The organism is Streptomyces sp. NPDC014623 (assembly GCF_043088245.1).
In the GTDB taxonomy this organism is placed as follows: Bacteria; Actinomycetota; Actinomycetes; order Streptomycetales; family Streptomycetaceae; genus Streptomyces.
This window is the reverse complement of the sequence record NZ_JBIBZU010000005.1, coordinates 196,769-219,816: the sequence shown is the minus strand read 5'-3', so window position 1 is coordinate 219,816 and position 23,048 is coordinate 196,769. Positions and strand designations below refer to the sequence as shown.

At 70.6% G+C, this 23,048-nt stretch carries 22 protein-coding genes and 1 pseudogene; 10 read left to right on the top strand and 13 right to left on the bottom strand.

From position 1 onward, the window contains the following. Positions 1-37 precede the first annotated feature (37 nt). Entirely contained in the window at positions 38-997 is a 960-nt protein-coding gene (locus ACF1FZ_RS11515; RefSeq protein ID WP_391773155.1) for a MerR family transcriptional regulator, read from the top strand. A 326-nt stretch (positions 998-1,323) separates the two neighbouring features. Here the strand turns inward: ACF1FZ_RS11515 and ACF1FZ_RS11510 are convergent, their stop codons facing one another. From ACF1FZ_RS11510 to ACF1FZ_RS11500, 3 genes are all read right to left on the bottom strand, one after another. Continuing rightward, on the bottom strand, positions 1,324-1,539 hold the full coding sequence (locus tag ACF1FZ_RS11510) for a hypothetical protein (protein WP_391773154.1): 216 nt from the start codon (positions 1,537-1,539) through the stop codon (positions 1,324-1,326). Positions 1,540-1,765: 226 nt separating this feature from the next. Continuing rightward, the gene (locus ACF1FZ_RS11505) at positions 1,766-2,194 is read right to left on the bottom strand and encodes a hypothetical protein (RefSeq protein ID WP_391773153.1); all 429 of its coding nucleotides are present in this window, start codon (positions 2,192-2,194) and stop codon (positions 1,766-1,768) included. Positions 2,195-2,450: 256 nt separating this feature from the next. Further along, on the bottom strand, positions 2,451-3,662 hold the full coding sequence (locus tag ACF1FZ_RS11500; protein WP_391773152.1) for a phosphatidylserine/phosphatidylglycerophosphate/cardiolipin synthase family protein: 1,212 nt from the start codon (positions 3,660-3,662) through the stop codon (positions 2,451-2,453). Positions 3,663-3,837: 175 nt separating this feature from the next. Between ACF1FZ_RS11500 and ACF1FZ_RS11495 the strand changes: the two genes are divergently transcribed. The 3 genes and pseudogenes from ACF1FZ_RS11495 to ACF1FZ_RS11485 all read left to right on the top strand — a co-directional run. Next, positions 3,838-5,013: an epoxide hydrolase family protein gene (locus ACF1FZ_RS11495; protein ID WP_391773151.1), complete on the top strand. Its 1,176-nt coding sequence runs from the start codon at positions 3,838-3,840 to the stop codon at positions 5,011-5,013. A 121-nt stretch (positions 5,014-5,134) separates the two neighbouring features. After that, positions 5,135-5,668 (top strand): putative immunity protein, encoded by a 534-nt coding sequence (locus tag ACF1FZ_RS11490; RefSeq protein WP_391773150.1) that lies wholly within the window; start codon positions 5,135-5,137, stop codon positions 5,666-5,668. After that, a pseudogene (locus ACF1FZ_RS11485) lies at positions 5,665-6,078 on the top strand (SgcJ/EcaC family oxidoreductase); the annotation flags it as partial. The gene ACF1FZ_RS11490 and the pseudogene ACF1FZ_RS11485, both read left to right, overlap by 4 nt. A gap of 205 nt (positions 6,079-6,283) precedes the next feature. On the opposite strand, the gene ACF1FZ_RS11480 reads toward ACF1FZ_RS11485, so the two are convergent. The 3 genes from ACF1FZ_RS11480 to ACF1FZ_RS11470 form a co-directional block, all read right to left on the bottom strand. Continuing rightward, complete coding sequence (locus ACF1FZ_RS11480) at positions 6,284-6,823, bottom strand: isochorismatase family cysteine hydrolase (protein ID WP_391773149.1); 540 nt, start codon at positions 6,821-6,823, stop codon at positions 6,284-6,286. Between the two features lie 116 nt (positions 6,824-6,939). Beyond that, positions 6,940-7,311: a VOC family protein gene (locus tag ACF1FZ_RS11475; protein ID WP_391773148.1), complete on the bottom strand. Its 372-nt coding sequence runs from the start codon at positions 7,309-7,311 to the stop codon at positions 6,940-6,942. 85 nt (positions 7,312-7,396) lie between these two features. Continuing rightward, positions 7,397-8,281, bottom strand: coding sequence for a glucose 1-dehydrogenase (locus ACF1FZ_RS11470; protein WP_391773262.1), 885 nt, complete (start codon positions 8,279-8,281; stop codon positions 7,397-7,399). 164 nt (positions 8,282-8,445) lie between these two features. On the opposite strand from ACF1FZ_RS11470, the gene ACF1FZ_RS11465 reads away from it, so the two are divergent. Beyond that, positions 8,446-9,342, top strand: a complete 897-nt coding sequence (locus tag ACF1FZ_RS11465) for a metallophosphoesterase family protein (RefSeq protein ID WP_391773147.1) — start codon at positions 8,446-8,448, stop codon at positions 9,340-9,342. Continuing rightward, positions 9,339-10,010, top strand: a complete 672-nt coding sequence (locus tag ACF1FZ_RS11460; RefSeq protein ID WP_391773146.1) for a 4'-phosphopantetheinyl transferase — start codon at positions 9,339-9,341, stop codon at positions 10,008-10,010. The genes ACF1FZ_RS11465 and ACF1FZ_RS11460 overlap by 4 nt, the downstream gene beginning before the upstream one ends. A 168-nt stretch (positions 10,011-10,178) precedes the next feature. On the opposite strand, the gene ACF1FZ_RS11455 is transcribed toward ACF1FZ_RS11460, so the two are convergent. Further along, positions 10,179-10,556 (bottom strand): tetratricopeptide repeat protein, encoded by a 378-nt coding sequence (locus tag ACF1FZ_RS11455; protein WP_391773145.1) that lies wholly within the window; start codon positions 10,554-10,556, stop codon positions 10,179-10,181. 119 nt (positions 10,557-10,675) lie between these two features. Between ACF1FZ_RS11455 and ACF1FZ_RS11450 the strand changes: the two genes are divergently transcribed. Both ACF1FZ_RS11450 and ACF1FZ_RS11445 read left to right on the top strand, forming a co-directional pair. Further along, on the top strand, positions 10,676-11,641 hold the full coding sequence (locus tag ACF1FZ_RS11450) for a pirin family protein (protein ID WP_391773144.1): 966 nt from the start codon (positions 10,676-10,678) through the stop codon (positions 11,639-11,641). A gap of 1,048 nt (positions 11,642-12,689) precedes the next feature. Continuing rightward, the gene (locus tag ACF1FZ_RS11445; protein WP_391773143.1) at positions 12,690-13,169 is read left to right on the top strand and encodes a hypothetical protein; all 480 of its coding nucleotides are present in this window, start codon (positions 12,690-12,692) and stop codon (positions 13,167-13,169) included. Between the two features lie 64 nt (positions 13,170-13,233). On the opposite strand, the gene ACF1FZ_RS11440 is transcribed toward ACF1FZ_RS11445, so the two are convergent. Then, the gene (locus ACF1FZ_RS11440; RefSeq protein ID WP_391773142.1) at positions 13,234-14,229 is read right to left on the bottom strand and encodes a hypothetical protein; all 996 of its coding nucleotides are present in this window, start codon (positions 14,227-14,229) and stop codon (positions 13,234-13,236) included. Positions 14,230-14,497: 268 nt separating this feature from the next. On the opposite strand from ACF1FZ_RS11440, the gene ACF1FZ_RS11435 reads away from it, so the two are divergent. Further along, positions 14,498-15,289: an enoyl-CoA hydratase/isomerase family protein gene (locus ACF1FZ_RS11435; RefSeq protein ID WP_391773141.1), complete on the top strand. Its 792-nt coding sequence runs from the start codon at positions 14,498-14,500 to the stop codon at positions 15,287-15,289. A 28-nt stretch (positions 15,290-15,317) separates the two neighbouring features. Here ACF1FZ_RS11435 and ACF1FZ_RS11430 read toward each other — a convergent pair whose 3' ends face one another. Together ACF1FZ_RS11430 and ACF1FZ_RS11425 are read right to left on the bottom strand one after the other, a co-directional pair. Further along, positions 15,318-16,334, bottom strand: a complete 1,017-nt coding sequence (locus ACF1FZ_RS11430) for a GNAT family N-acetyltransferase (protein WP_391773140.1) — start codon at positions 16,332-16,334, stop codon at positions 15,318-15,320. Then, positions 16,331-17,122: a phytanoyl-CoA dioxygenase family protein gene (locus ACF1FZ_RS11425; protein ID WP_391773139.1), complete on the bottom strand. Its 792-nt coding sequence runs from the start codon at positions 17,120-17,122 to the stop codon at positions 16,331-16,333. The genes ACF1FZ_RS11430 and ACF1FZ_RS11425 overlap by 4 nt, the downstream gene beginning before the upstream one ends. A 229-nt stretch (positions 17,123-17,351) precedes the next feature. Between ACF1FZ_RS11425 and ACF1FZ_RS11420 the strand changes: the two genes are divergently transcribed. After that, positions 17,352-18,041: an HAD family hydrolase gene (locus ACF1FZ_RS11420; RefSeq protein ID WP_391773138.1), complete on the top strand. Its 690-nt coding sequence runs from the start codon at positions 17,352-17,354 to the stop codon at positions 18,039-18,041. 7 nt (positions 18,042-18,048) lie between these two features. On the opposite strand, the gene ACF1FZ_RS11415 is transcribed toward ACF1FZ_RS11420, so the two are convergent. The 3 genes from ACF1FZ_RS11415 to ACF1FZ_RS11405 form a co-directional block, all read right to left on the bottom strand. Next, positions 18,049-19,413, bottom strand: a complete 1,365-nt coding sequence (locus ACF1FZ_RS11415; protein WP_391773137.1) for a LysR family transcriptional regulator — start codon at positions 19,411-19,413, stop codon at positions 18,049-18,051. 121 nt (positions 19,414-19,534) lie between these two features. Beyond that, positions 19,535-20,998: an MFS transporter gene (locus ACF1FZ_RS11410; protein ID WP_391773136.1), complete on the bottom strand. Its 1,464-nt coding sequence runs from the start codon at positions 20,996-20,998 to the stop codon at positions 19,535-19,537. Beyond that, positions 20,995-23,037, bottom strand: coding sequence for a B12-binding domain-containing radical SAM protein (locus ACF1FZ_RS11405; protein ID WP_391773135.1), 2,043 nt, complete (start codon positions 23,035-23,037; stop codon positions 20,995-20,997). The genes ACF1FZ_RS11410 and ACF1FZ_RS11405 overlap by 4 nt, the downstream gene beginning before the upstream one ends. Positions 23,038-23,048: the final 11 nt, after the last annotated feature.

Here is a 23,048-nt window from a genome sequence, read left to right as displayed (position 1 = left end):
GCGGGTACCGTAGGAACTCCCCCTGAGGGAGGTTCAAGTGTTCTCGTCGTACGACGGCCTGTGCGGCATCGGTGAACTCGCCGAGCGCGCGGGAGTCAGCGTCAAGACGGTCCGTTTCTACTCCGACAGCGGCCTCCTGCCCGAGACCGCCCGCAGCGCCGGCGGACACCGCAGGTACGGCCCCGGCTCCCTCGAGCGGCTGCAGGTGATCCGCTCCCTGCGCACCATGGACCTGCCGGTTTCCGTGGTGCGCCGCATCCTGGAGGAGGAGGACACCGCGGGGCGTGCCGGCGGCGCTCTGGAGGATGCCGTCGCCGGGCAGTTGCGCTCACTGGGCTCCCAGCTGAGAGCACTGCGCTGGAGAGAGGCAGCGCTCCGCTCGGTGCAGGAGTGTCCGGCGGCCGAGCGCGCCGACCGGCTCCGTCTGATCGGTGCGGTGAAGGCACCACCGAGCACCGCACCCCTGGCCCGGTTCTGGCGCGGCTGGCTGCCTCCGCGGATGCCGGCCCGGTCCGTCACCGCGTTCCTGGAGGTCGCGATCCCTCAGCCTCCCGAGAACCCCGAACCCGGCCAGGTACTCGCTTTCGCCCGGCTGAACGCCTTGGTCTCCCGCCCCTGCGGCGGGGGCGGGCAGACCCAGCCGTATGCGCACCGAGCCGCGGGAGCGCGTGAGTCGGCCGTCCTGTACGCGGGTCTGGCGAAGGCGTACGACCTGGCGGGCGACGAGATGCGCCAAGGCAGGGATCCGCACCCCGGGGACGCGCTGGACGGGTTCGTGGACGCTTACGCGGGTGCCCGGAACACCGCGGACACCCCGGACTTCCGCCGTGCGCTCGCCCGGCGGCTCGGTGCCGACCCGCGCATCGACCGGTACTGGGAGCTGACAGCCGAACTGGTCGGCCCGCGGGCCGGACGGCCGGAGCCGACGCCCGGGTCGGCTCACGACTGGCTCGTCGCCGCGCTGGAAGCACAGTCGGGGGCGGCGCAGCCCGCGTAGGGCGGCGAGGGCGACCGGGGACGCTCCAGCCGCCTCGTGGGCAGGGGAGCGGGCCCCGGCGGGGGTCATGGATGTACGGTCTGCCCCTGCGCGGTGCCTTCCACCGCTCTCACCCAAGCGCGGGCACCCTCGGAGAACCGGTGTACCGCCTGCCCCGTCCGCACCCGTGCTCTCCGAGGTCTCCTTGATCCATCCGGGGCTGACGGGATCGGAACGCAGGTCCCGCGGCAGCCCGGCAGCCGCGTTGCGAGCGAAGCCCTCGGGGCCGGTATGGACGAGGGCCCCCAGCGAGCCGCCGGCCAGCGGGGCGGGGAAGGCGCCTCCGGTCAACGTGATGGACCCCCGTCCCGCAGATGACGCACGGCTCGCTGCACGAGTGCGACCTGGTCCAGGAGCTTGCCCCGCACCCCTGCGGCGGTCTCCGCGCCCGTCACCGGCCCCCGGGCCACCAGCGGACCACCGGCTGCGCGGCACACCATCGCGTCAAGACCCGGCACCTCGTCGAAAAGGGCGTCCAGGGAGGAGGAAACGTCCGGGTCCACCCTGACCGGGCCGCTGCGTGAGGCCCTGACGACCTGATGAGAAGCCGCCGACGCGTCGGCGGCAGCACGGCCGACGGTCCCCGGTCGCCCTGATCACAAGTATCTTCATACCGGTGATCGGGGCACCGGAGGCGTCCCACACACGCGGGCGCGCCCGTACTCCCTACCCGCAGAGAGCCGGCGGGGTGCGTCCTTCGCACCCCGCCGGCCGTCTGCTCACTTCGTGTCACTGAGGTCTTCCCAGGGCCCAGCCCGACACGTCGGCCAGACGCCCGCGCCACAGGGGAAGCCGCAGGGAACCCGTTCCGCCGAGAACCAGCGTCGCGTCCCTGAGGTGAATCCAGCGCGGCAACTGCGTCGTGCCGTCCTGGCCACCCAGCTCTCTGATCCCCTGGTCCACCGTCTCCGGGAACTCCGCGATCAGGTTCGCGCCTTCGCCCTCCACCTGGCGGAGGCTCCGTGCCCAGTCAGCCTTCCACGCCTCGTGGCCGATCACGTCTCCATGGAGTACGCCACCGGCCAGAGCAAGGGTGATCGGCAGGCTGGAGCGCAGTTCTCTGTCCAGCAGTTGGATCAGCAGCTGAAGCTGCAGATCGGGCACCGGCTCCGTCATCACCGCGGTCGTATCCGGCCGTGTCCCGACAGACTCGCTCATGGATCACTCCTTTCACCTGACAAGCGGCAGGTGACAGCCCGTATGCCCCAGGTGGGAGCTGCCACACCCCCGGGCATCGGGGTACCGGAAGAGGGAGCCGGACCCGTCCTCGGTCACCGGTGTGATCCTCTTCGTCGTCCTGATGCCCGTGACCGCTTGGCCGGGCGGCTTCAGCCGGTGCCCGGGCGGCTGACCGGACCTCCGGAAAGCGAGGGTGTACCACCGCTCCCCGTGCCGGCGCGCCCGGCTCCGTGCGTCACAGCCATCGGCGGATCGGCAGGACCGCCGCCTCCCGCATCCGCTGCACGGCCGAGCGGCGCTTCCACCGTTCGCCGTCGATCAGCGTGCTCCGCTCCACGTCCTCCTCGAAGTGACCGTCCAGTGCGGCGGTGAACTCCCGGTCCAGGACCGTGAGCATCACCTCCTCGTCGTGCTCGAGCGAGCGGCGGTTGAAGTTGGTCGAACCGATCAGCGAGGCGACCCCGTCCACCGTCAGCACCTTGCTGTGGAGCATGGTCGGCTGGTACTGGTAGATCTTCACGCCGCAGGCGGTCAGCTCCTCGTAGTGGTGCTGACCGGCCAGCTGGCACACCCGCTTGTCCGTGTGCGGTCCGGGGAGCAGGACCTCCACGGAAACGCCCCGGCGGGCGGCGTCGCACAGCACCTCGATGAAATACGCGTCGGGCGCGAAGTACGCCGTGGTGAGACGGACCCGCTCCTCGGCGGACTCCAGTACCACGCGAAGCAGGGTCTGCATGTCCTGCCAGCCGAAGCCGGCCGAACCGCGCACCACCTGGACGACCGAGTCACCGTGCTGCGTGGCGTCGACGAACCTGTCGCGGTCGGTGAACAGCTCGTCGTGGCATTCGGCCCAGTTCTGGGCGAACGCGGCGGCCAGGCCGTCGACCGCGGGGCCCTGCACCCGCACGTGGGTGTCCCGCCACTCGTTCTCGTTGCGGGCGTCACCGCACCACTCCTCGGCTATCCCGACCCCGCCGGTGAACGCCGTCTCCTCGTCCGTGATGAGGACCTTGCGGTGGCAGCGGTGGTTCTGTTTGAGCGGTGAGAGGTACAGCGGCTTGCGGAACCACGCCACCTCCACCCCGGCCTCGTCCATCAGGGCCAGCTGGTTCTTCTCGATGAGCCGGGAACCGAACCCGTCCAGCAGCAGCCGCACCCGGACACCGGAGCGAGCCCGCTCCGCCAGCGCCTCGGCGAACTCACGGGCGATGTCCCCGCGCCAGTACACGAACGTCATCATGTCCACCGTGTGCTCCGCACCACGGATGGAGTCCAGCATGGAGGCGAAGATCTCGTCCCCGTTGCGGAGCGGGACGAGCTTGTTGCCCTCGGTCGCGGCAATTCCGATCAGTCGTTCCAGCCGCCGTCGCAGCCGCTGCGCGCGCTCCGCGTAGACGGCGTCGTCGGGCTCGGCGTGGGTGGGTCTCTGATCTATGTGGCTGGACATCTCTCACCTGGTGAACGGGGGACTGGGCAGGGCGACTGTACTCCCGTGGCGCCACGCGCTCCGGAGCGGTGTATCGGCCACCTGCCGGCCGCCCCGTGCTTCCGGGGCCCGGGACCTGGCGGAATACGGCCGGAGGAATTGATCCACGGCGGGGCGCGGCCCTTAGGATGCGCCCATGCCGGACGCCCAGCCACGCCCTGAGCCGTTCATCCAGCAGACCGCTCCCGCGGCGCTCGAAGACTTGCGCGCGCGGCTGCGCGCGACCCGCTGGCCGGACACGCCCGAGGACGCCGGATGGTCACTCGGAACCGACCTGGCGTTCCTCCGTGAGCTCGTCACGTACTGGGCGGAGAGCTTCGACTGGCCGGCCCAGGAGGCCGCGCTCGCCACGCTGCCCCGCTTCAGGGTCCCGCTGGGCGGCCTCAGCATCCACTTCGTGCATGCCCGTGCCGTCGCTCCTGCCGGGCCCGCCCTGCCGTTGGTCCTCAGTCATGGATGGCCCGACTCCTTCTGGCGCTATTCCAAGGTCGTCCCGCTGCTCACCGACCCGGGCGCACACGGCGCCGACCCGGCCGACGCGTTCGACGTGGTCGTGCCCGACATACCCGGTTACGGATATTCCGACCGGCCCGTGGGCCCGCCCCTCGACTCCATCGCCGTGGCCGGTCTGTGGGCGGAGCTCATGACCGTCCTCGGCTACGAGCGGTTCGGTGCGGCGGGAGGGGACCTCGGCAGTCATGTGAGCCGCTATCTCGCCCTGGACCACCCCGGCCGGGTCGTGGCCGTCCACCGCACCGACGCCGGCCTGCCCCTGTTCGCCGGCGATCCGGACGACCTGGCGCCGGAGGAGCGGAACTGGATCGACGGCGTCGCGGCCTGGGGCGCGGTCGAAGGCGCCTACGCCGCGATCCACCGAACGAAGCCCCAGACCGCCGCTTTCGGACTCCAGGACTCACCGGCCGGGCTCGCGGCGTGGATCGTGGAAAAGCTCCGGGCCTGGAGCGACTGCGACGGTGACATCGAGCGGAGCTTCACGAAGGACGAGATCCTGACGAACATCACGCTCTACTGGCTGACGGGGACGATCGGCTCGTCGATGCGCATGTACCACGCGAACGCAGCCATCCCGTCCGCGCAGCTCGCCCGGCGGGTCGAGGTCCCGTCCGGCTTCTCACTCTTCGCCGGCGACGTCGTCCGCCCGCCCCGGGCATGGCTGGAGCGCACGACGAACATGGTGCGAGTGACCGAGCCTCCACGAGGCGGGCACTTCGCACCGTTCGAGGAGCCCGAGCTCTACGCGGAGGAGATCCGGGACTTCTTCCGCCCCTACCGCACGGCGGTGACGGGCTGACCACGCGCCGGCGGCGCTCTTCCGCGCGCAGGTGTGGCGCCGCCTCCGGCAGCGGGCCCTCCTCATGGGCGCCTACGACCGCGACGCCCTGAGGAAGGTGACCTGCGGCAGGATGGGGCCCATGCCCACGGACCCGGACACCATCGAACTGCACGAGGACGAACTCCGGGAGATCGCGGGCTACGCGGCCGATTGCGCGCGCAGGACGCTGCCGGTCTTCGAGGACGGCCGCCCTTCCGACACACGCCCACGCGATGCCATCGACGCGGCGTACGCCTTCGCAGCAGGGGGCCGGCGCACGAATGCTCTGCGACAGCTTGCGTGGGCGGCCTACAGAGCGGCAGGGGACGCGGCTTCACCGGCTGCGGCCGACGCGGCCCGAGCAGCGAGCCATGCGGCCGCCGCCGCCTTCCTGCATCCCAGGGCAAGTGCTCATCAGGTGAAACACATTCTCGGCGCGGCAGCACATGCGGCACGAGCAGCCGAGCAGGCATGCGGAGAGGGCCGGAGCGATGCCGCGACCACCCTCGGCTGGGCGTGCCATCACGCACCGGCAGCGGTCGCCGCGGTACTCGGCCGCCTGCCGGCCGCACCTGCCGGAGGCGGACGCGTGGGGGAGTTCGTGCGCGATCTCGATACCGCGCTCCGTGCCTGAGAGCGGATCGCGAGGCTGTGGTGCATGAAACCGGGGCCGCAGACATCAAGGCCATCGAACAGGCGGTCGCCCGCGCGGAGCGCACCCAGCGGACCAGGGATGCCGAAGGGTGCCTCGGGCTCTTCCACCCCGATGCACTCCGGACCACCGGTCACGGGAAGGCGCTGATCGGCCTCGACGCGATCGCCGGGTTCACCCGTACCGTGCTGCCGGCCGCCGAGTGGGAGGGCGAGGTCACACAGGAAGTGGCTCACCCCCAATCCCCGCGGCACGACGTGGCGGCCGTCGAGGTCCGTCAGGTGTACCGCTCGGCGGAGGGCGAATCAGAGGGTGCCCCGCTCTACGTCATGACCAGGCAGGACAGGGGTACCTGGCTGTTGCGCGCCTGCCGGAATGCCCAGCCCAGGTCCACGCCGGAGGAGGACCGGCGACGGCGTGCCGAGCGGCCGGGGGCGGGCTGCCGTGGCGCGGAAGCGCCGGACGGATCACGTCGAGGGCGGGCCCGAGAGCTGCCGGGCAACTGCACCGGCGGCCCCGGAGCCCGGTGGTCCACCCCGGCCGCACAGGCCGCCCGGCGGGGGCCTTCGGCCTGGAGGCGCAGCCCTGCGCGCCGGATCACTCGAATTCGACGGTCGCGGCCTTCCGGATCGACGCGTTCATGTTGCGTTCCATCATCTGGAGGGACGCCTGCGCCAAGTCCTTGTGGATATGGGCCACGGCGTCGTCGGGAATCGTCACGTCCAGGTGACGGATATGTGCGTCGAGAGCTGAATAGAGAACGCATTGCTCGGTGACCTGTCCACAGAGAACCACACGGTCCACGTCGAGCTGGGACAGGAGATAGGTGAGCGGTGTCTCGTAGAAGATGGAGTGCCTGGCCTTGATGACGAACAGCGAATCATCGTCCGGCAGTACGGGCTCCACCAGGTCTCTGTGGGGCCCCGACAGCGTCGTCTGGATGATCTCGCCGTGGTGGGACCGCCATTCTCCGAAATTGTCGTTCGCGTAGATCACCGGAACGCCTTCGTCCCGGGCCCGTTCGATGAGACCTACGATCCGGGGGAGTGCCTCGCGTACGGAGGGAATGAGGATCTCGGCATCCGGGTGGTCGTACGTGTTGAGCATGTCGATGACAATCAGGGCATTTCGGCTCATAGTTCCATATTAGTGTCGTGAGATGCGGTATGAAGGCGACACGGCTCGCCGGACCCACGGCGTGCGGGAGGCCGCCCTCGCCGGGCGGCCTCCCGCACGCACCGCGGGCCGGGAGGTCACTGGCGGCAGAGGCAGAACGGATGCCCCGCCGGATCGGCGTACACGCGGAACTCCCGTTCGCCGCCCCGGTCGTCGAGATCCAGCGGTGTCGCGCCGAGTGCCAGCACTTCCTCCTGCGCGCGCTCGATGTCCGTCACGTCGAAGTCCAGGTGCGCCTGCTGCGAATTGCGGTCCCCCCGGGGCCACTCCGGCGGCCGGTGGTCCGCCGCCCGCTGGAAGGCGATGCGCGCGCCACCGGGGACGTGGAGGTCGTACCAGTCCTCGTCGTACTTCTTGATCTCGCCGCCCAGCACCGCCTGGTAGAAGCCGGCCAGGGAACCGGGGTCGGGGCAGTCGAGAGCGACGAGGCTGTACGTGGCGATGGGCATGGCCGGTCCTCCGTCATGTGCCGTGTGTCTTCGAGTTGTCGCGGGGTGTCCCCGGGGGCGCGTGCGTTCGGCGAGCCGATCGCGGTCAGGGCAGCGGCGTACCGCCGGTCGCATTCATGATCTCGCCGGTGATGAACGTCGCGTTCGACGAGGCGAGGAAGACGTAGGCGGGCGCCATCTCGGCCGGCTGGGCGGGCCGGCCCAGGGGGCTCTGCTTGCCGAACTCCGCGGTGTCGGGCATGGTCGCGGGGATGAGAGGCGTCCACACGGGCCCGGGAGCGACCGCGTTGACCCGGATTCCGTCGGACGCCAGCATCTGGGCGAGTCCCTGGGTGAACGTCACGATGGCGCCCTTGGTCATGGCGTAGTCCAGCAGATGGGGGCTGGGCTTGTAGGCCTGTACCGAGGTGGTGTTGATGATCGAACCGCCTGCCGGGATGTGGGGCAGGGCGGCCTTGCACAGCCAGAACATACCGTACAGATTGGTACGCACCACACGGTCGAACTGGGACGTCGAGATGGCGGCGATGCCGTCGGGCTGGGACATCTGGTAAGCGGCGTTGTTCACCAGGACGTCGATCCGCCCGAATTCGGACACCGCCCTCTCGACGAGGGCCTGGCACTGCTCCTCGTCCCGGATGTCGCAGGCCACGGCAATCGCCCTGCGGCCGGCCTGTTCGACGAGGCGGCATGTCTCCTGCGCTTCGTCCTTCTCTTCGGGCAGATGTGTCAGCAGCACGTCCGCCCCTTCCCGCGCGAAGGCCAGGGCCACCGCCCGGCCGATGCCCGAATCACCCCCGGTGACGACCGTCTTGCGGTCCACCAGGAGCCCGCTGCCCTCGTAGGAGTCCTCCCCGTGGTCCGGGGGCGGATCCATCGGGCCGGTCCAGCCCGGATGCTTCTGTTCCTGCTGGGGGAATTCCGGCTGCGGATAGCGCCGTGTCGGGTCCGGCTGCTCGGCGTCGGCCATCGAAGCCTCCCTCTCCTCGTCATCTGCTGTGGGCATGCTGGGCATGTGTCGCCGCTTTCCCCGGAGGCGGTTCGTCAATCATCCCGGGCGGATGACCAGCGGGCATGTCGGTCGAAGCGGCACCGGCAGATCCGCGGAGACGATAAATTCGAACAATGAGTTCCATGACCGAGCCTGTACTCCACCCGCCGAAAGGCGGTGGCCGGCTCCTCGCAATCAGCGATCTCCATGTCGGTATCGCCGAGAACCGTCCCATCGCCGACCGGCTGTACCCGTCCTCCGACGAGGACTGGCTCATCGTCGCGGGGGACGTGGCGGAGCAGGCGGAAGACGTCGAACGCACGCTGGCACTGCTGGCAGGGCGATTCGCCCGAGTGGTGTGGACCCCCGGGAACCACGAGCTGTGGACGGTGGAGAAGGACTCCCTGCGCCTGCGTGGCCACGCACGCTACGAGCACCTCGTCCAGGTGTGCCGTGAGCTCGGTGTCACCACGCCGGAGGATCCGTACCCCCGGTGGCAGGGTGCGGACGGCGAAGTGGCCGTGGCCCCCGTTTTCGTCCTGTACGACTACTCCTTCAGGGTCCCGGGAACCACGACCAAGGAGGAGTCGCTGGCGCGCGCCCACGAGGCGGGCGTCGTCTGCACCGACGAGTACCTGCTGCACCCCGACCCCTATCCGACCCGGGACGACTGGTGCCGGGCACGGGTGGCACTCACCGAACAGCGGCTGGCGGCGCACGACCCGGAGGTCCCCCTCGTGATCGCCGGGCACTGGCCCCTGCTGCGGGAACCCACCTCCGTGATGTGGTATCCGGAGTTCGCCCAGTGGTGCGGCACGGAACTCACCGCCGACTGGCACCGCCGCTTCAACGTCGCCGCCGTCGTCTACGGCCACCTCCACATCCCCCGTACGACCTGGCACGACGGCGTACGGTTCGAGGAGGTCTCGATCGGCTACCCCCGGGAGTGGCGCAAACGGGGCCACCCGCGAGGGCTCCTGCGGCAGATCCTCCCGTTCGAGGGCCGGCAGCCCGCGGACGCGAAGGGCGACGTCTCGTGATCGAACGGCTTCTTCCCGCGTGGGTAGCCTGCGCGGACACCTACGACGCGGATGCTCCCGCCGGCAGTCTGTACCCGGAGGAGGCGCAGCTGGTGGCCAGGAGCGTGGCCCGGCGCAGGCACGAATTCGCGGCTGTACGTGCCTGCGCGAGACGGGCCATGGCGACCCTCGGGGTGCCCCCGGCTCCGGTGATGCGCGGTCATCGCGGCATGCCGCTGTGGCCCGAGGGGACCGTCGGCAGCATGACGCACTGTGACGGTTATCGGGCCGCGGTACTGGCCAGGGCGTCCGAGGTGCGCGCGGTCGGTATCGACGCGGAACCGAACGAACCGCTGCCCCAGGGTGTGTGGGAGGTGATATCGGTGCCGTCGGAACGCACGAGGACACCCAGGGGTGAGAACGGCTCGGCGATCCACTGGGACCGTCTGCTGTTCAGCGCCAAGGAGAGCGTCTTCAAGACATGGTTTCCGCTCACCCGGATCGAACTCGACTTCCAGGAGGCGGACGTCAGCTTCCGCACGAATCCGGGTTCCGGGACCGAGGGCACCTTCACCGCGGAGCTCTCGCTGAGCGCGCCCGGGATGCCGACGTCGTACGAGGGCCGGTGGCTGATCGACAACGGCTTCGCGGTGACCGCGATCGTGCTCCCCGCACGCCCTTCCGCCTGACACCGGGGCGGCTCCGGAAGGACACCGTCGCACGGATCCGGTCTCGCCACGGCCGAGTCGGCACCGGCGACCGGCCTGATGGCTGGGCCGGGTGCCGAACGCGAACGAGTGGGACGGCTGAGGGGAGCGGCGCGCTGCGCCTGCTCCCCTCGCCTGCCGCTGCGCGTGTCACTCCTGGTTCTGCTGCTCCTGCGCGGGGAGTCCGGGACCGAGGCCTTCGGTCATCGCGTGAGCCATCCGCAGATGCGTGGCGGCCTCCGCGTGCCGGCCCTGCCGTTCGAGGGTGCGCCCGAGCATCAGCCGTGCGTAGTCCTCGACGGGGTTGCGCTCCAGCACCTCACGCAGCTCCGTCTCCGCCTTGGCGAGCCGGGCCGAGTGGTAGTAGGCGCGCGCCAGCAGCAGCCGTGGCGCGACCTGCTCCGGTACCTCCTGGACCAGGCCGCCGAGGATCCGTGCCGCGGTCAGGTATTCCTTCGCCCCGAAGAACAGCTGCGCCCGGTCCCAGCGCTCGGCGGGCGTACCGAACTCGTAGTAGGTATCGTTCACTTCTCCTCCTGGGCCGGAACGGTCACAGACCTGCCAACACACCAAATCAGTTAAACATTCCACTAAATGCTCGGTGTGGGGACCGGAGCTCCATGGCCGCAGGGAATAGGTTGTGCGCCATGAGCAATCTCGATCACCAGGCCGCTCCGTCCGTCTGCGGAGGACGTGGTTTCGTCGTCGCCGAACCGGTACGCGAACTCCTCACTCCGCGCCGCGTCCCGCTCGGCGAGTCCACGGAGGTCCGCAGGCTGCTGCCCAATCTGGGACGCCGCATGGTCGGTGCCTGGGCATTCGTGGATCACTACGGTCCCGACGACATCACCGGCGAACCCGGGATGCAGGTGCCGCCGCACCCCCACATGGGCCTGCAGACGGTCAGCTGGCTGCACGAGGGGGAGGTCCTGCACCGTGACAGCCTGGGAAGCCTTCAGCGGATCCGGCCGCGCGAACTGGGGCTGATGACCTCCGGAAAGGCCATCAGCCACTCCGAGGAGAGCCCGGCGTCCCACGCCGGATCCCTGCACGGTGCTCAGCTCTGGGTCGCCCTGCCCGGCTCCGACCGGGATGCCGAGCCGCACTTCCAGCATCACACCGGCCTGCCCGCCGTCACGGCACCGGGTCTCACCGCCACCGTGATCCTGGGTGAACTCGACGGTGCTGTCTCGCCCGGCAGGTCCTACACCCCGATCGTAGGAGCCGATCTGGCCCTTGCCGCCGGTACCGAAGTCCGGCTGCCGCTGGATCCCGACTTCGAGTACGCCGTGCTGTCGATGTCCGGCGAGGCCGAGGCCGACGGTGTGCCCCTTCTGCCCGGGTCGATGCTCTACCTCGGGTGCGGTCGCAGCGAACTGCCGCTTCGTTCCGTCTCCGATGCCGGGCTGATGCTTCTCGGGGGCGAGCCGTTCGCGGAGGAGATCGTCATGTGGTGGAACTTCATCGGACGGTCGCACGAGGAGATCGAGGACGCCCGGCAGGCGTGGGCGGAGGGCTCCCGCTTCGGTGAGGTCCACGGCTACGACGGCGGCCGGCTGCCCGCTCCCGCACTGCCGCCGGTGGCCCTGAAACCGCGGGGCCGGGTGCGTTGACCTGGGGGCGATGTGTCCTCCAGGAGCCCTCGCCGAGTGCCTTCACCACGCCCCTCGGCGGCCGGGCAGGGGAACGGGGTGGTGTCTGCCGCGAGCCGGCATCGGGACCGCGGCCTTGCACCGGTGCGTCCGTGAAGCGGGAGTTCCGCTGCGGCACCAACCGGATCACCGGCATCGTGAAGGTCGTCGTCGCCCTCCACCACGGCTCAGTCCGAGGTGGGAGAAGGCCCGGCCACCGGTGCCCGTCACCTTGCCGCCTGCCCCCGGAGGGGGGCGGCCGCCCGTTGTCGCGTGGGACTGCTGCGTGAACAGGTGGCAGCGGAGGTCCATGCGGCCAGGACGGCGGGTTTCATGGTGCTCTCCCACTCGATGAGGGACAACCGGCCCGGTCGTAGCTGCCGGTGGCGGACCGGCCCGGCCCGGATGGTGGTCGCGGTGCGGAGCGCTTCCCGAGTGGTCCGGTCACGGCGGTCCAGGACTTTCCTCCGCAGGAGCGCGAAGAAGGGTTCCGTGGCCGCGTCGTCACCGGCGCCATCCACTCCGCCCAGCGATCCGGTCGGGCGGTGACGGTTCGGGGCGTGGACGGACTTCCGTCACCTGAACCGCGATCCACGACCGGGGCGGACGACGCGGCCGGCAGGCCCGCCTCCGCGTGCGACCGCCCGGCCCGGTGAGCTGACGCCGCAATCCTTCGCGACCCGCGCAAGCGGGACTCCCTTCTCGCGGTTGCGGCGCCGCACGCACGACATCGTCGCGGAAGCCCTCGGGGCACGGAGCAGGCACAGCGGCGTCCTTCCAGGCGGCCCACCCCGGCCACGCCGGACCAGATGCCACCTCATGGTGCGGCGGTCCCGGATCCTGTTCGCCCAAGTGGCGTTGTCGGGCCGAGGTGATGTGGGAATAATGGACGGGGGCACCCCGTGCTGCGCGTCCCGGAACGAAGGTTGTCCAGTGCCGGCCGCGCGAAGCCCGGTCCGTTGTCGTACCAGCCCTGACCCACTACGTGACCGCCGGTACCACCACGGGCCCGGCCGATGCGAGGGGAACCATGAGCACATCCTTGTACGAGCGGTGGAAGTCCCTGGCGGTCCGTCGCCCCGACGACATCCCCGCGACCACCTCGCTCGCCTGGCACATCGAGAAGTTCGCCGAACACGACAGCCGCTTGACGAACAACGCACTGCCCGCCGGCTCCCCATGTGGCGCAGGCCGCAGTGGTGTTGTCGACGCGCTCGCGGCCATCGCCCTTCGCGAGTCCATGCGCCGACACGTCGAGCGGGAGCGTGGCGGCCGGATACGCGAGGCGATCGAACTGGGCGCCACCTGGAACGAGGTGGCCACCGCGCTGGGCGTGACTTCCGCCGACGCCCGGCACGCGTTACGCACATGGGCAGACGCGCGGCGCCGTCTCGACCGGCGCGACATCGAACACGCGCTGGGCGACTCCCTGGGGCTCGATCCGGAACAGTACGCCGCCGTACTCGCCCTCGAACAGCTGGGAGACGACGAGCGCATGAGTTCCGGCTGACCCCATGGAGCCTGTCGGAGCTCATGGGCCAGGGGTCGGCCGCGGGATGTTCCGAGGAGTGCCGTCAGCGAACGGCAGCCGCCGTCCCACCGACGAGTTCGGCGATACGGCGGCTGCCGGGGGCGCAGGCCAGACGGAGTTCCTCCGCCTGCTGGGCGGAGAGCCGGGCCGCGGCGCCGGCCCGCTTCCGGTCGACCTGCCCTGCGACCCGCGCGGCCCACCTCTCCGGCTCGGCGAGGCCCACGAAGCGCCCGAACGTGGTCAGTCGGGGCACCGGACAGGCCAGCACGGCGTCGTAGGAAAGGTGCAGCAGCCGCTCCGGCGGCAGCCCGTCGAGGTACCGGAGCGCCCCCGTGGCCCGCGACCACATGTCACCGAACCGGGCCAGAGGGATGTCGGTGTCCGCGAGTGCCGCAGCGTCCAGGCTGCCGGGGGCGAACGGGCGCAGCCGTTCGGGAAGCAGCTCCGTGTGCCGGGGGTCCGGGCTCCGGTAGGGGTCCACGCCCAGTTCCGTGCGCATGTCCCCGATCAGCACCCCCAGCCGGAACAAAGGGTGGCGGCTCATCGAAACCGCGGCGTCGGGGCCGTCCCTGTACACGTGGACGAACCGCGCCGCGGGAAAATGGGCGAGCAGGTCCGGGAGGAAACGCAGTGATGCCCCGGAGCGTTCGACGACGACATCCCGGCCGCACGAGGACGCCCACCAGAAGAAGAGCCGCAGGTAATGGCGGGAAACCGGTGCGGGGCCCCAGCCGGTCACTTCGGCCCGTATCCGGTCGTGCAGCCCGTCCGGGTCCTCGGTGAGCGGGGGAAGGGTCATCAGGCTGATAGCGGGTACTTCACCGGCCGCATAACGGCCCGAGCCGATCGGATACCGGTATTCCGGCACCGTGACGCCATGACGCATGAGTACGCTCGGCTTCAGGCGCGGGGTGCCGAGGAGTCTCCAGAAGGCTGGTCCGTCCAAAGTGCCTCCAGGGAAGACACCGGGGTCGAGGCAGGCGAAGAACTCGCTCAGACTCAGCGCTCCGGGATGCTCGTTCACCAGGTCGGACAGCATGGTCGATCCACAGCGTCCTGTACCCAGAACAATGGTCAGCGGTACCTGTGGATCTTTTTCTCGCATTATGCCGAATCCTCTTCCTTAGCTCTTCTTCAGCTCTCTCGACTCCCCGGGAACAGGGCTCCGAAGGCGATACCGTCAGGAATGTCCGAGTGGCGTGATCGCTGGCTGGAACAGTGATTGACCCGGCCTGTGTGACGCGCCTAGTGTGCATCGGCGATCGGGTTCTTAAGGTAATCCGAAAGTGCGAGAAGAGAGGTCGCCGATGTCGGTCCCGCTCCAGTCCTACCGAAACAGTCGCAAATCCCTCGGATGCTCGTACATAGGCGACGGGGTCATTCTTGTCGAGTTTTCCGGAGCGCACGAGCAGAACCCGTTCAGCCGTGCCCGGATGCAGGAACTGACCGCGCTGATGCAGGACATCGACCAGGACGACTCCGTCCGTTCCGTCGTGCTCCACGGCGGGCCCGGCCGCTCCTTCGGCGTGGGCGGTGACTTCAACGAGGTCTCCGCTTTCACCGGCGGGGACGAGGTGAACGGCTGGATCGACGACATCACCGACCTCTACACGGCGATCGCGGGCATCTCCAAACCGGTGGTGGCCGCCATCGACGGCTACGCCATCGGCATCGGTCTGCAGATCGCCCTCTGCTGCGACTACCGCGTGGCCGCGGACACCGCCCGACTGGTGATGCCGGAGCTGCGGGTCGGCATCGCCTGCAACTTCGGCGGGTTCATGCTGCGGTACACCGTCGGTACCACGGTCATGCAGCGGATGCTCTACACCTGTGAGGAGTGGCCGGCCGGCCGGGCGCTCGAGGACGGTCTGCTCCATGAGGTACGCCCCTCCGCGGAGGTGCTGGAGCGCGCTGTGGAGCTGGCCCGTACCATCGCCGGTTACACCCCGGCCGCGGTGCAGGGGACGCGGCCACGGGTGAACGCGCCGTTCGTGGAGGGACTGGAGCGCGTACGGACCGAGGCCAAGGAGTCGCACCGCAGGGCGTTCAGGGCGGGCGAGGCCCAGGCCCGGATGCGGCGCATCATCGGAAAGGACTGAACAGGGCGGCACCGGCCCGGCGGCCTCCTCAGCCATGGCCGCCGGGCGGCAGGGTGACGGTGCGCCGGACGTCGTCCCAGCGGGACTCCACCCGCCAGCCGAGCCGCCGGTACAGAGCACGTGCCCGGACGTTCTCCTGGTCCACGGTGAGGACCATCCCGGTCCGGCCCCGGCGCCGTGCTTCGCCCAGCGCCCACCTCAGCAGCACGGCCCCCAGCCCTCTGCCGCGCACCGACGGGTCGATGCCGAGCTGCCGCACGTAGGCCACGCCACGGCTGTCCAGCATCCGGTCGGTGATGTTCACGAACCCCACGACGCGGCCGTCGAGTTCGAGCAGCGCGCACTGCTCCGGGTCGACTCCCGGGTCGGACCGGTACCACCGTGCCCAGGCGTCGAAGGAGTCCTCCTCCTTGCCGGCCTCCTCGGCGGCGTACGCCTGGTTCTTCGCACGGTGGAAGGCACGCAGGTCCGCCTCCTCGCACAGTGGGCGCACCACCGCGCCGGGAACGACGGGAACGGGCGGGAGGGGGCCGTCCAGTGCGACCGACATGCGATGGTAGGCCCGGGGTGAGCCGAATCCGTGGTTCCGCAGGGCCGCACGTGTGGTGTGCTCCCCCTCGGAGACGAAGCAGGACAGCGTCGCCTGCTCCACACCGTCCGGTCCGCCCGCCGTCTCGCGGCAGCGCGTGACGGCGAAGTCGAGCAGCCCGGTCCCGTCGGCCCGGGTGGCCTGGGGTCCCAGGACCAGCTCCACGACCCAGCCGGCCACACCCGAGGTGCGGCTCACCCACGCGGCGCCGACCACGTCGCCGCCGGGCCCCAGGCACAGCCGGGCATCGCGCGCGGGATCCGAGCCGGGGGCCGTGAGCCTGCCCGCGATCCACCCCCGCGTCGTCTCCGCCCGGCCCAGGGCCGCCAGATCCCGGGCGCGGGCGAGTTGCCAGACGGTGTCGGTGTGGACCGCGGGGTCGAGCTCCTGCAGGTCCGGCGTCCGCCTTGTCCGCGAGACCGTACCGAGCGAGTCTTCCGGGACCGCAGCCGTCACCGCCCGCCTCCCGCGGTGCCGGGACGCCGCGGCAGCGAGTAGACGTAGCTGACGGCGCGTCGCTGGTCCGCGGTGTCGTTGGCGGAGGAGGTGTGCGCGGTGAAAGCCCCGAAGAGAACAGCCGAACCGGCGCGCCGGGGCAGGGTGACCGGCGTCAGGTCGGGCCACAGCCGGCCGATGTCCAGTGAGGGCTCACGCGGGGAGGCGAACAGGTCCTCACGGTCGATGCCGTCCGGCTCCTGCAGCACGCGGCCGCGGTGGGACCCGGGCAGGAAGCGGAGGCAGCCGTTGTCCTCACGGGCGTCGTCCACGGCGATCCAGATGGTGAAGACGTCCTCGTAGGTTTCGTAGAACTCGTCCGCGAGGAAGAGCGCGTCCTGGTGCCAGGGCTTCTCCGAGCCGACCTCCGAGGGCTTGGCCCAGAGGTAGCTGTTGTAGAAGTCGCCGCGCAGACCGTGCAGCGGCTCCACCACGTTCTCGTTGAGACACAGGAGTTCGGGAACCTTGGCGAGCTCCGGGGAGTGCTCGTGGGCACGGCCCAGCACCCGCACCTTGCCGGGAATACCCTCCCTCCCCGAGGCGCGGGCCGCCCAGCCGCCGCCCTCCCCCTCGGCCTCCAGCTGCCAGCTCTGGGTGCTGTGGCGCATGTGCCGGGTCCGTCCGATCAGGTCGTCGCAGCCGCGGCGCATGATCTCCAGGACCGGTTCGGGGACGAGATCGTCAAGTAGGACGAACCCACGCTCGTCCAGTTCACGGGCGAGTTCTTCCACCGGCCGACCGAGCTGCATCCGTGTCACCCTCCGGTACGTGTGAGCCTGCTGCCGCACGATGCCGTACCGACTATGTGCCGCTCCTGCGGACGGCGGCAACGCATCCGCGGAGACGGGTCGGCGCACGCCTCAAAAGGCATAGGGCGAATGGGGAAGGGAGTGCTGCGGCCGGCCGGCGCGGCGGGCACCCTGGAACAGGACCGGCAGGGGCCCGTCGGCCCCGTTGCCCGAAGGCGAGGGGGAACCTGTGGCAGAGGTGTCGGGGATCGTCGTCGACTGGGGCGGGGTCCTCACGCGTTCCTTCGCCGACGGCATCGCCGTATGGGCGGCCGCCGAGGGGGTGGACGCCGAGGAGTTCCACGCCGCTCTGGGCCGGCTTCTGGGCCCGCGGGCGGTGCCCGGTGCGGTGGCGCGGCAGTTCCACCTGGTGGAGCGGGGCGAGTTGCCGGTGGCCGAATTCGAGGCGACGCTGGCCGCGCTCGTCCGCCGGTCCGACGGTTCGCACCCCGTCGCGGAGGGCCTGGTGGAACGGATGTTCGCGCCGTTCACCGAGGAGCCGGCCATGGTGGCCCTCCTGCGGGCACTACGTGACGCCGGCCTGAAGGTCGCCCTTCTGTCCAACTCCTGGGGCCACACGTACGACCGGCGGGGCTGGGACGGGTTGTTCGACGCCGTGGTGATCTCCTGCGAGGTGGGGCTGCGCAAGCCGGAGCCGGAGATCTTCCGGCACACCGCCCGGCTGCTGGACCGCCGGCTCGAGGAGTGCGTCCTGGTGGACGACCTCGGACGCAACGTCCGGGCCGCCCAGGCCCTGGGAATGGCCGGTGTCCACCACCGGACGTCGCAGGAGACGGCCCTCGCCCTGGCACCCCTGCTGCCCCGTGCCGCCCGTCGGGCCGTCCTGAAGCACCTCGGCGGGGTGGCGTCCGGACACTGACCGGGGATCAGGCCGGTCCGGCGCCGGCCTCGGCAGGTGCCCGGCCGGCCGGAGGGACGGGAGTGGGATCGCCTGTGCGCAGGTGGTTCGCCAGGGCGTCGAGCCGGTGCTCGGCCGGGCCCGTACAGGCCAGCAGCCGACACGCTGTGGCCGAGAGCGAGGTGCCGCGGGCCGTGCTGTGCACCAGCGGCAGACCGCAGCTCGCTTCGAGCCGGTGGATACGGCGGGTCAGCGCGGGCTGCGTGACCAGGAGGGCCGAAGCCGCCTGGTTGAGACTGCCGGTCCGGCCGATCACCCGGAGCAGGTGCAGGTGCTCGGGCTCGAAGCCGTCGCAGCGGGCCGTCGCGGACCAGCGCAACTCGGACAGCAGGACCGGGGGCACCACCCCCTCGCCGGTGGCAGGGGCCGAGAGGTCCCCACTGCTCGGAGTCTGGTCCCGGTAGGTGCCCACCGGGATGGTGCCGTGCCCCGCCGTCCGCAGCGCGTACCGTCGGCGCAGCCAGGCGCACAGGTCCTCGGCGAGCGGCTCCGGGATCGCCAGCGGGTCGACGGCCAGCCGTAGCCTGCGCACGAACTTCTGCCGCAGCGGGCGCAGCACCACGCCCGGTCCGGCGTTCCTGCCGCGGCCCGAGGGAGAGACCAGCGCGATGCCGTACCCACGGCGCACGAGGTCGAGGGCCGCCCCCTGGGAGCGCACCGTGCAGCTGACCGGCGGAACCGGCGTGAGCCGGGAGAGAGCCCAGCCCTGGTCGTCGCCGGAGTCGCCGCCGACCACGGCCACCCAGTCCGTGCCGGAGAGGTCGCGCAGGTCAAGTATTTCCTGTGCGGCGAGCGGATGTCCGAAAGGCAGGGCGATCTGCTGAGGCTCCTCGGCGACGGTCCGGATCAGTACGCCGCCGCGCCGTGTCACCGGCCGCCTCGCCGTCTCCCAGCCGAGTGCCGCGTCGGCGGCGTACCGTTCGAATCGCTGCCAGACCCGGTGGCAGTCGTCCGGCACTATGTCGAACACCACGTCCGGGAACCGTCCGGCCAACTGCTGATCGAGGCCGTACGCCCACTCCGTCCCCACCGCGAACTCCACCACGGACAACCGGCTCGCCGTGTCGGCCTCGTGGTGGGTGGTGGCGATCGCGAAGTCGATCGCGGCCAGCAGCCGGCGTCCGGCGTGCAGGAGTGCGTGCCCGGCCTCGGTGGGCTCGGTACCCGTGGCCCCACGGGTCACCAGCAGGGTGCGCAGCCGGCGTTCGAGTTTGACGAGCCGGCGGCTGGCGGACGACTGCGTCATCCAGCCGTCCCGCTCGACCGCGTGCAGACTGCCGTGGTCCGCCACGGCCTGCAGCAGCACCACGTCCGAACGGCGCAGATCGAACATCTGGCACTCCTCTCCGCCACGGCCCGGCCCGGGGCAGGTGAGCCGTGACGGGCCGTGCCTACCGGTTCCACGTGCGACCCGGACCACGGTAGATCGTCGGAGGCTCCACGGAACCCGGCGTTCAGATGGTTGGCCGGATCGTGCGGGAGGCGCGGCCGGACGGCACCGGGGCGTCCTGACGGGGGACAGGCGAACGAGGGAAGAGGAGAGCCGCGCCCACAGCGACCACGGCCAGGACGGCCGAACCCGCGAACAAGGCGCGGTACGCGGCGGCCGGGGGGTGGGCGGACGCACCGCCCACGACCGCCAGCACCATGGAACTGACCTGCACTCCGAAGGCTCCGCCGAGGTTCCGCAGCACGCCGTTCAGGCCGACCGTCACTGCGGTCGACCCGCTCGGCGAGACCTGCACCAGCAGTTCCACCATGGCCCCGCCCAGCAGACCGGTGGCCAGACCGTTCAGGGCGGTGCCCAGGGCCAGCCCCGCGGCCCCGGAGGGCAGGAGGGCCAGCACGAGGGGACCGGCCGCGAACAGGACCGTGCTCGTGCCCATCACCGTGCGGGCGGTCTGCCTCCCCGACTCCCGGAGCCAGCCGGACAGCAACCCGCCGGAGAGCGCGCCGAGCTGCATGGGCAGCATGACCAGGGCCAGGACAGCACCACCCCCGCCGAGGCCGTACCCCGTGCCGTGAGGGGCGGCCACCAGGGCGGGTACGAGTACACCGATCTGGAACATCACCAGCCCGGTCAGCAGGCTGACCAGGTTCAGGCAGAGGAGCGGCCGACGCGACATCAGCCGCACGTCCAGCACCGGTTCCGGTGACCGGCGCTCCACCCGGAACAGGATGACGCAGCCCGCAGCTGCGGCCGCCAGCAGCACCGCGCCGGTGGACGAGCCGAGGCCCTCCTGGCCGTACCGGGTCAGCCCCAGCAGCAGGCAGGTGCTGACGGTGCCGAGGAGCAGCAGCCCGGGTACGTCGATGCGGGTGGCGGGCCGGCGCGGCGTCTCGGGCAGCACCAGGGCGGCCGCCGCCAGCAGCACCGCGGCGAGGAGCGCGGCGGCCGCGAACAGCCAGCGCACGGCCGGCAGGCCACCGCCGAACAAGCCCGCCAGCACGATGCCGACACCCCCACCGACGCCGAAGGAGGCGGACAGCAGGCCCGACGGGCCGGACAGCGGCCGTAGGGGGAAACCCTCCCGCAGCAGACCGACGCACAGCGGGAAGAGGCCGGCGGCCACACCCTGCACCAGGCGCGCGACGAGCAGCACGGTGAACGACCCGGTGAGCGCCGACACCACGGACGCCACCGCCACCACGGCCAGGACGCAGAGCAGTACCACGCGCCGGCCGTACAGATCGCCCAGCCGGCTCACGACGGGGGTGGCGACACAGCCGACGAGCAGATGTCCGGAAACCACCCACGCGGCGTCCGCGCCGGACACCCCGAACCCACGCTGAATCTGCGGCAGCAGGGTCGCCACGCCGAGCTGGAGCAACGCGAACAGACCGCAGGCCCCGGCGAGCACGGCCAGTGCCGCACGGTGCGGCAGGTCGGAGGCCGGAGCGCCGGGCCCCGCGGTCACCGCTGCTCGCTGAACGCGGGCTCCGCCAGAGGCGTCACCTCGGCGGACTCGAAGCGATGCCGGTAGTGGCCGATCCGCGAGACCGGATAGCTCGGGCCGATCGCCGCCAGTGCGAACGCCTTCAGGTCGCCCGGCACGGGGCGGAAGCGGCCGTTCGCCCCGAACTGCTGATCGCTGTAGTCCACCCGGACGCGGTGCGGGCGCAGCGGGGCGCCGCCGAAGTAACGCGGCCAGTCGTGGGCGTACTCGGCGGTCTTGCCGTGCTGCGGGTCGTAGTCCGGGCGCAGCGTGACGTCACGCTGGAAGCGCAGCACGTCGCGCAGTTCCGTGTCCTGGTCGGGGTCGAGCCCCAGGGTGCGAAGGTACTCCTCCAGTTCGGCGTGGAACCGGTCGAACTCCGTGGCCACCCGCAGCCATCCCCAGTTGTCGATCGTCCAGCCCCGTCGTCTGCCGTACGGGGCGAGGTGGGAGGCCAGGTCGGGCTGGCTGGCCACCAGGTTGGCCAGCGGCAGCGTCGGGATGTCGATGTAGTCCTGGTACAGGCTGCGCATACGCAGGTAGAGGGATCCGATGAAGCTGGTGGGCCGGGCGGTGAAGTAGTTCTGCAGCCCCTCGTAGAAGGCCGTGTATCCGATCTCGTGCTCCTGCCGGAGGTAGATGGACAGGTAGCGGGTATAGCAGCCGTTGTGCAGGAACTGCACCGCCTGCACGAAGGCGAAGGACTCGACCCATTCGTCACGGGGCATGGCGCTGGTCTCCATGACCATGTCCATGGTCTCCGCCTCGTCGTCGGGGGTGCCGGGCCGCTCGACGTAGAGGCGCTTGGGTACCGTGCGCAGACCGTAACCGGTGATCTTGTCCGGGGTGTTGATCGGCGCGTTGGGCAGGATCCCGAACTCGTAGACGCGGATGTCCTCGTGGTTGCCGGCCTCCAGCAGTGAGCCGATGCCGTCGCGGAAGGTGCGCGCGGTCTCCAGCGGCAGCCCCAGGATCAGCTCGGTGTAGGTGTGGATGTTCTCGACGGCGTAACGCTGTTGCAGTTTGCGGTAGTTCTCGAGGCCGATGTTCTTGCGGTCGATCGCCTCCAGGACGTCCATGTCGGTGCTCTGCATGGACAGAGTGGTGCCCATCAGCAGGTCCGCGTCGTGCCAGGCCTTGCTGATCTCGAAGACCCGGTCGTTGGAGTTCTTGGCGAAGTTGACCCGGATCTGCTTCGGTGAGCCGGCCTCCGTGCGTGCCTCCGCCAGCGCGTGCGCGATCTCCAGGTCGCGGGGCATGATGCCGAAGTTGGCGTCGCAGATGAAGAGGTCTTCCACGTCGTTGCGGGCGAACCACTCGATCTCGTGCTGGAGGCGGTCCTCCTCGAACATCCGCAGAGCGCTCATCGTTGCCGAGCCCCAGTCGCAGAAGGCGCAGGAGTACGGGCAGCCACGATTGGTCTCCCACAACGCGTAGAAACGCAGGCCTCGCTCCCGGCAGGTTTCCACAGCCCCGTCCATCACCCCGTTCAGATAAGGGCTGGGGGTCTCGATACGCCGCGGCAGTCGCTCGGCGGGCGGGCCGGCGACCGGGACGCCACCCTTCCTCACCGTCACGCCGGGCACGCCGGCGTAGTCGGGACGGTCCGAGAGCCGCACGGACAACAGCCCCCGGAAGGCCACCTCGCCCTCACCGTGTGCCAGGACGTCGACGTAGGGGTGGTGGGTGAAGAAGTCACCCACCCGGTCCGGCACGTGCGGCCCCCCGGCCACCACGAGCATGTCCGGGTAGCGCTCCTTCAGGATCTTCGCCACCTTCATCTGCCGGCGGAAGTTCCACACGTAGCAGGACAGGGCGAGGACGTCCGGCTCGGTGATGCTGTCCGCCATCTCCTGCACGGGGGCGACGAGGAACAGCGGCTCCTGGAAGTCGTAGGAGGCCGCGATGCGTTCGTCCTGCTCCGCGTACGTGCGCAGCAGGCCGGCGACTAGGGGGAGGAAGGGCACCGCGTTGAGGCCGATGAAGTACACCTTGCGGCGGCGGGAGGATTCGGCGGACATGCTCGGTCACG